Source organism: Ruminococcus sp. J1101004sp1_RTP21198st1_B9_RTP21198_201120 (assembly GCF_040924245.1).
Lineage (GTDB): Bacteria > Bacillota > Clostridia > Lachnospirales > Lachnospiraceae > Blautia_A > Blautia_A faecis.
The window spans coordinates 26338-32337 of the sequence record NZ_JBCOMI010000042.1 but is presented as its reverse complement, the minus strand read 5'-3'; the positions used below and the strand labels follow the sequence as shown (position 1 = coordinate 32337).

Annotated in this window: 9 protein-coding genes and 1 pseudogene; 3 read left to right on the top strand and 7 right to left on the bottom strand. The window is 42.6% G+C overall.

Translation table 11 applies throughout. From position 1 onward, the window contains the following. Nucleotides 1-81: 81 nt before the first annotated feature. From hisF to AB5618_RS19355, 5 genes are all read right to left on the bottom strand, one after another. Nucleotides 82-840 carry an imidazole glycerol phosphate synthase subunit HisF gene (gene hisF, locus AB5618_RS19375; protein WP_148461840.1) on the bottom strand — a complete coding sequence of 253 codons (759 nt, stop codon included), beginning with the start codon at nucleotides 838-840 and terminating at the stop codon, nucleotides 82-84. Between the two features lie 2 nt (nucleotides 841-842). Beyond that, nucleotides 843-1460, bottom strand: coding sequence for an imidazole glycerol phosphate synthase subunit HisH (gene hisH / locus AB5618_RS19370; RefSeq protein WP_118584280.1), 618 nt, complete (start codon nucleotides 1458-1460; stop codon nucleotides 843-845). A 309-nt stretch (nucleotides 1461-1769) separates the two neighbouring features. Beyond that, nucleotides 1770-3287 (bottom strand): cell wall metabolism sensor histidine kinase WalK, encoded by a 1518-nt coding sequence (locus AB5618_RS19365; protein ID WP_118584278.1) that lies wholly within the window; start codon nucleotides 3285-3287, stop codon nucleotides 1770-1772. Then, complete coding sequence (locus AB5618_RS19360; RefSeq protein ID WP_118584277.1) at nucleotides 3287-3964, bottom strand: response regulator transcription factor; 678 nt, start codon at nucleotides 3962-3964, stop codon at nucleotides 3287-3289. Before AB5618_RS19360 ends, AB5618_RS19365 begins: the two co-directional genes overlap by 1 nt. A gap of 63 nt (nucleotides 3965-4027) precedes the next feature. After that, nucleotides 4028-4249, bottom strand: coding sequence for a DUF6783 domain-containing protein (locus AB5618_RS19355; RefSeq protein ID WP_319017220.1), 222 nt, complete (start codon nucleotides 4247-4249; stop codon nucleotides 4028-4030). Here AB5618_RS19355 and AB5618_RS19350 point away from each other — a divergent pair. Further along, entirely contained in the window at nucleotides 4148-4369 is a 222-nt protein-coding gene (locus AB5618_RS19350) for a DUF6783 domain-containing protein (RefSeq protein ID WP_319017219.1), read from the top strand. The two genes, AB5618_RS19355 and AB5618_RS19350, sit on opposite strands and share 102 nt — an antisense overlap. Beyond that, nucleotides 4327-4560 carry a hypothetical protein gene (locus tag AB5618_RS19345; protein WP_118584275.1) on the top strand — a complete coding sequence of 78 codons (234 nt, stop codon included), beginning with the start codon at nucleotides 4327-4329 and terminating at the stop codon, nucleotides 4558-4560. Before AB5618_RS19350 ends, AB5618_RS19345 begins: the two co-directional genes overlap by 43 nt. A 141-nt stretch (nucleotides 4561-4701) precedes the next feature. On the opposite strand, the pseudogene AB5618_RS19340 reads toward AB5618_RS19345, so the two are convergent. Both AB5618_RS19340 and AB5618_RS19335 read right to left on the bottom strand, forming a co-directional pair. Further along, nucleotides 4702-4974 (bottom strand): annotated as a pseudogene (locus tag AB5618_RS19340) (transposase domain-containing protein); the annotation flags it as partial. 126 nt (nucleotides 4975-5100) lie between these two features. Next, nucleotides 5101-5307 carry a hypothetical protein gene (locus tag AB5618_RS19335; RefSeq protein ID WP_118584274.1) on the bottom strand — a complete coding sequence of 69 codons (207 nt, stop codon included), beginning with the start codon at nucleotides 5305-5307 and terminating at the stop codon, nucleotides 5101-5103. A gap of 158 nt (nucleotides 5308-5465) precedes the next feature. On the opposite strand from AB5618_RS19335, the gene AB5618_RS19330 reads away from it, so the two are divergent. Then, nucleotides 5466-5774, top strand: a complete 309-nt coding sequence (locus AB5618_RS19330) for a helix-turn-helix domain-containing protein (RefSeq protein ID WP_148461842.1) — start codon at nucleotides 5466-5468, stop codon at nucleotides 5772-5774. Nucleotides 5775-6000 lie beyond the last annotated feature (226 nt).

Genomic DNA, 6000 nt, shown 5'->3' with positions numbered 1-6000 from the left:
CGCAGTTAGCAGTTAGTTCGCTGGAGCGTTGCGCCGGCGAGTGAGCAATCACCATTGTCCGAATGCGTCCGCCTTGATATTCTATCGTCTTACCGGAACACCTTTTTCAGCCAGGTAATCCTTCACCTGAGAAATTTCCAGTTCTTTATAGTGGAACAGGGAAGCTGCCAGAACTGCATCGGCACCGCCGTCGGTAAGGCCTTCGTAGAAGTGTTCCAGGGTACCGGCACCACCGGAAGCGATGACCGGGATGGATACGGCATCAGATACTGCGTGGGTTAATGGGATGTCGTAGCCAGCCTTGGTACCATCACAGTCCATGCTGGTAAGGAGGATTTCTCCTGCACCAAGGGCTTCTGCTTTCTTCGCCCACTCAATGGCATCAATGCCTGTATCCAAACGACCGCCATGCTTATAGATGTTCCAGCCGCCGTCAGGACGACGCTTAGCGTCAATGGCAACTACTACACACTGGCTGCCGAATTTATCTGCTGCCTCACGGATTAATTCCGGACGGTCAATGGCTGCGGAGTTTACAGAAATCTTGTCTGCACCTTCGCGGAGCAGCTTCCGGAAATCATCTACAGTACGGATCCCGCCGCCAACTGTAAATGGAATGAATACGTTGGCTGCAACTTTTCGCACCATATCTACTACTGTGTCACGCTGTTCACAGGAGGCTGTAATGTCAAGAAATACCACTTCATCTGCTCCTGCTGCGTCGTATGCTTTCGCAATTTCCACAGGATCTCCTGCATCCTTCAGGTCTACGAAATTAACACCTTTCACTACTCGTCCATTATTTACATCCAGACAGGGAATAATTCGCTTTGTAAACATAATTATGCCTCCTTCCCAAGCTTCGCAAAATTCTCCAGTATTTTCAGACCGTACTTGCTGCTCTTCTCCGGGTGGAACTGGCAGGCAAATATGTTGTCCTTTTCAACGGAGGCATGAATAGTTACGCCATACTGCGCAGTCGCCTTCACGATTTCAGGTTCTTTTGCCTGAAGGTAGTAGGAATGAACAAAGTAGACGTAAGTCTCTTCCGGAATTCCTTTAAACAGGCGGCCATCATTCTGAAGGTGAAGAGAATTCCATCCCATGTGAGGAATTTTAAGTCCAGGAGCCGGGGGAATCTTCACGATCTTACCTTTCAAAATTCCAAGTCCCTCCACTCCCGGAGTTTCGTCACTGGATTCGAAAAGGAGCTGCAGACCCAGACAGATTCCAAGGAATGGAGTTCCTTTCTCTGTAAGCTCCCGGATCACAGGAACAAGTCCGAATTTATTCAGATTATTCATGGCATCTCCAAAGCTTCCAACACCTGGAAGAATTACTTTATCTGCACTCAGTAATACCTGAGGATCTCTGGAAACTACAGTTTCCTCTCCAAGGTAATGAAGGGCTTTTTCCACACTTTTTATATTGCCTGCATCATAGTCGATTATTGCTATCATTCGGGCTCCTCCTGTTGTCTGTTTTTCGTCAATACTGCGTCTATTGTGTGCAGCATTTTCTGCCATCATATAAATGCTTTTAATCAGCAAATACTGCCTTCCCAAAGCACAATATTGCTGAACATACACTTTCATATTCTTACAGTATAACGCAAAAACAGGCGGTTGCAAAGAGCTAATTCCATGCTGCCGCCTGTTTTGTTAGTTTGTATTGTCTTTCCAGATTAACACTGTTTTTTTTATGAAAAATTACAATTATCTTCTCTTTCAAGCACCAGATTTCCAGCCTGAAGATTGACTATTTTTACTTTATTTCCGATCCAGGGTAAACCAGAATTCCACCCCGTTATCAAAGTTCTGAACACCGTACTGCTGATTCATACCTTCCATAATAGCCTTTACAATAGAAAGTCCGATTCCGCTTCCGCCATACTCTCTGGTGCGGGCTTTGTCTACCTTGTAGAACTTGTTCCACAGATTCGGGAGATCGGCTTCCGGGATTGGGGTTCCGGTATTAAATACCGTTACTTTCACTCTGTTTTCCTGTTTCTGGACTTTGATCTCCACAATTTTTTCTCCATCCAGATGATGCAAGGCATTGCTTACATAATTCGTCACAACTTCTTCTGTCTTAAACTCATCTGCCCAGACATAAAGAGGCTCTGTCTCATTAAAAATCACCCGGGCTTCTTTCTGCCTGATCATGATATCCATGGTGGAAAGAACGCCTTTGATCAATGCAGTCAGGTCAAAACGCTCCATAACAGCTGCGTCTTTTCCGGATTCCAGCTGATTCAGCGTAAGAAGATTCTTTACCAGCTTATTCATCTTGGCAGCTTCATCAATAATGACGTCACAGTAAAAATCCATGCTTTCCGGATCATCATTAATGTTCTCCTTCAGACCTTCTGCATACCCCTGCACAAGAGCAATGGGTGTCTTCAGCTCATGGGAAACATTATCCAGAAACTCTTTTCGCATTTCATCGATTTTCACCTTATTCTCAATATCCTTCTGCAGCTCATTGTTTGCAGATTTCAGCTCGGAAATAGTATGCTCCAGCTGACTGGACATCTTGTTAAAATTATCTCCCAGCACATCAATTTCATTGCCGGCCTTGCTTTTATATCTGGCTTCAAAATCAAGATCTGTCATCTTACGGGAAAGCTCCGTCAGCTCGGAAATAGGTCTGGTCAGCTTTCTGGTTACTGCCATAATACACATTCCACTTATAACAATAATGACAATTCCTACAAAGAAATAAAACTTATTGGAAATATTTGCGCTTTCCTGGATACTTTCCAGAGGGCTTCGGATCAGGAAATAATTGCCATTGTCAAATTTCCCCCAGCACTCTACATAATCCATGCCCACGAAACGGTCATATACCTGCTGAACCACACAGTTATCCGTCTGTTTCAGAATTGTGCCTTTTCCGTTATCCATGTCAAGATCACTGGCATAACCAAAAAACAGCTTGCTTCTCAGCTGATCTTCATTCTCCGGCCAGCACAGATATTTCGTATTATCCTCATTGACAACCACCCAGGTCAGATTATTCCTGGAGCTTTCCTGAATGATCTCAGAAGACAATTCTTCCTGCTCGCTTTCCACATCGTCCTCTGTCATAGAATCCGTGTTGATCTGACTCAGCACTTCCCTTGCTTCCAGAAGAGTTTCCGTCTTTTTTGACACATAATATTTTTCCAGAAATGCTCCGTTGATCATGGAAATCGTGAGAATGGAAAGGAATAAAAGACCTATAAATGTAAACGTGATCTGGTGCTTTATGGAGCGGATTTTCTTTGGCTTCTTTGATTTCTTCATCACTCTACCTCAAACTTGTAACCCATTCCCCATACGGTCTTGATGTACTCACCTTTATCCCCCATTTTACTTCTTAATTTCTTCACATGTGTGTCAATGGTTCTGGCATCTCCGAAATAATCATAATTCCAAACAGAATTAAGGATTTTTTCCCTGGAAAGAGCAATTCCCTGATTTTCCAAAAAGTAAGTAAGAAGCTCAAATTCCTTAAAGCTAAGATCCATAGGCTTGTCATCGACTGTTGCAAGATGGGCAGCCTTATCGATCACAATTCCCCCTGCGCTGAGCACATCTTCCGCTCCGGTCTGTCCGGTACGGCGAAGGATAGCTTCTACTCTGGCTACCAAGATCTTCGGGCTGAATGGCTTGGAAATATACTCATCCACACCCAGGTCAAAACCAAGAAGCTCATCACGCTCATCTCCTCTTGCTGTCAGCATAATGATCGGCACTTTGGAATTCTTGCGCACCTCACGGCATACTTCCCAGCCGTCCATCTTTGGCATCATTACATCCAGGATGATCAGGGCAATATCTTTTTCCTTATAAAAGATATCCATGGCTTCCTCGCCATCTCCTGCTTCCAGCACCTGAAAATTCTTCTTTGTTAAAAAGTCTTTTACAAGCTTTCTCATTCGGCTTTCATCATCCACTACAAGGATTTTTAATGTATCCATATCTTGTCCTCCCTTTTTGGTCAACCTCATTTATCGCATGGTTTTTATACCTTTTTGTACGATTTACCTGTATCTTAACACAGGGGTATGATGATTTTGTGAACGCCAGCACATTTTCTTACAGATGACTTTTTTTCTGTTTTGTGCTATGCTAGAGCGTGTTTGAAAAAGGCTTTCTGCAAGATGTGCGTCACAATTTGTGGGAGATTTCGCTCGGATGAGGGCGCCGTAGCGGGCTACGGCAACCGAATTCGGGTGAAATCTCCCGCAAAGTGGGGCGTGCAGATTACGGGAATGATTTTTCAAACACGCTCTAAGTACAGTGTAAAATATAAATCAATTTTTGAAAAGAGGGAATTCACATGCGTCAGGAAAGTTTTAAAATGGAGCGTCCGGGACTGGTGAAACCGGGAGATAAGATTCAGATCACGGAATATCAGTCCTACATGAACTACAGCTATATCATTGAGCCTGCTGTAGCCATGTCCGGCTGCTATCCGAACTCACAGAGAATCAAGGCAAAGGAAGGAACCATTGTCAGTGTGGAAAAGGCACCGCTTAGTGGGTATGTGGTGATTGCGGAATTTGAGGAATAGCTACATTTAGTCAGGGACTCCCCAAAGGGGGCCCTGACTGATTTTCACTTTTTCTGAAATTTCTCAATCACACACTCCACACTCATGCGTCTTTGTTTACATCATATTTATTTAAATATTCTCTGTAAGAAAAATCCCCGACTACTTTTCAGTAGCCGGAGCACCTTGACAATTCACATATGATTGATTTGATTCGTTTGCACGACGTTCGATCTCAGCTTTGACAGTTTCGTTCCATGGCGCCAGAAGTTCTAATTCATCATCACTCATCCAATCATCAGGCAGTTTTTCCAGCAGATAGGTAAGATAGTGATAGACGTTTACTCCATTGGCTTTTGCCATTTCTACCATTGTGTACACAATAGCGCTGGCCTGGGCTCCGTTTGGTGTGTCACAGAACAGCCAGTTTTTACGGTTATGTGCTTAAGAACATAACCGTAATTATGTGCCGAACTTAGTTATGTGCTCTTAACATATTTCAAGAAAAATGTCATAGTTAAAAGAAACTGTCGAAGAGCTGCATAAACAGTATTCACAGACTCAAGACACATGCTCACCTGTTGAAGAAGGTACTGATAATTCCAAATCGACCGAAGACACTGATAACCAAAAATAACCGTCATTACGATCGTTGTCACCTCCTTTCTCTCTTGGTTCGTTGTCAGTTGCAAACATCATTGACTTGTCTGCCATCTGCTGATTTGTATAACCAAATCTGGCTTGTTCCGCTTCTAAATTTCTAAACATCTCATTTCCTCCTTTCGCTTATTTGCGTTTTGCAAACTGAAATTATATTATAATTGCTATTTGCAAATTTATCAATACTTTTCTTTTCATTTTGCAAACTTTTCTGTTGACAGTTTTTCAATATGCAACTATAATCGAATTATCAGGAGGTACCAATTATGGGTGACAATTTTAATGACAATTTAAAAGAAGCTCGCTTAAGATCTGGATTATCCCAGAAAGAAGTGGCAGAAAATATTGGCGTAGCAAAATCTACATATTCATTATATGAGAGTGGAAATAGAGAACCAAACGTAAATACAATAAAGAAAATTGCTGATTGCTTAAATGTTTCTGCTGATACTCTCCTCGGACTTAATGACGAACTTACCACTCTTGCCGCTCATTTTGATGGCAAAGAATACACCGAAGACGAATTGAATGAAATTCGCCAGTTTGCTGAATTTGTGAAAAACAAAAGGAAATAATCGGCATATCTGCCAGAATGTACATTGACAATATAATATATTTACCCAGGGAACTGTTGGGGTGTTATGTCAGCCGCCGGACACTTTTGTGAAAGGAGGCTGGTGCTGATGGTTACATACAGTGATTTATTTACTTTTGTAATTATGCTTTGTGCAGTCATAACTCTTGTTATTACTTTTTCGCATAAAAAATAGCGCCCCTGCTCTGGTAAAGTAAGGCGCTATT

Coding starts and splice junctions, on each gene's coding strand:
- AB5618_RS19345 (WP_118584275.1), top strand. CDS start 4,327: ATGCGTCAGGAAAGTTTTAAAATGGAGCGTCCGGGACTGGTGAAACCG.
- AB5618_RS19360 (WP_118584277.1), bottom strand. CDS start 3,964: ATGGATACATTAAAAATCCTTGTAGTGGATGATGAAAGCCGAATGAGA.
- AB5618_RS19335 (WP_118584274.1), bottom strand. CDS start 5,307: ATGTTTAGAAATTTAGAAGCGGAACAAGCCAGATTTGGTTATACAAAT.
- AB5618_RS19365 (WP_118584278.1), bottom strand. CDS start 3,287: ATGAAGAAATCAAAGAAGCCAAAGAAAATCCGCTCCATAAAGCACCAG.
- AB5618_RS19350 (WP_319017219.1), top strand. CDS start 4,148: ATGTGCGTCACAATTTGTGGGAGATTTCGCTCGGATGAGGGCGCCGTA.
- AB5618_RS19330 (WP_148461842.1), top strand. CDS start 5,466: ATGGGTGACAATTTTAATGACAATTTAAAAGAAGCTCGCTTAAGATCT.
- hisH (WP_118584280.1), bottom strand. CDS start 1,460: ATGATAGCAATAATCGACTATGATGCAGGCAATATAAAAAGTGTGGAA.
- hisF (WP_148461840.1), bottom strand. CDS start 840: ATGTTTACAAAGCGAATTATTCCCTGTCTGGATGTAAATAATGGACGA.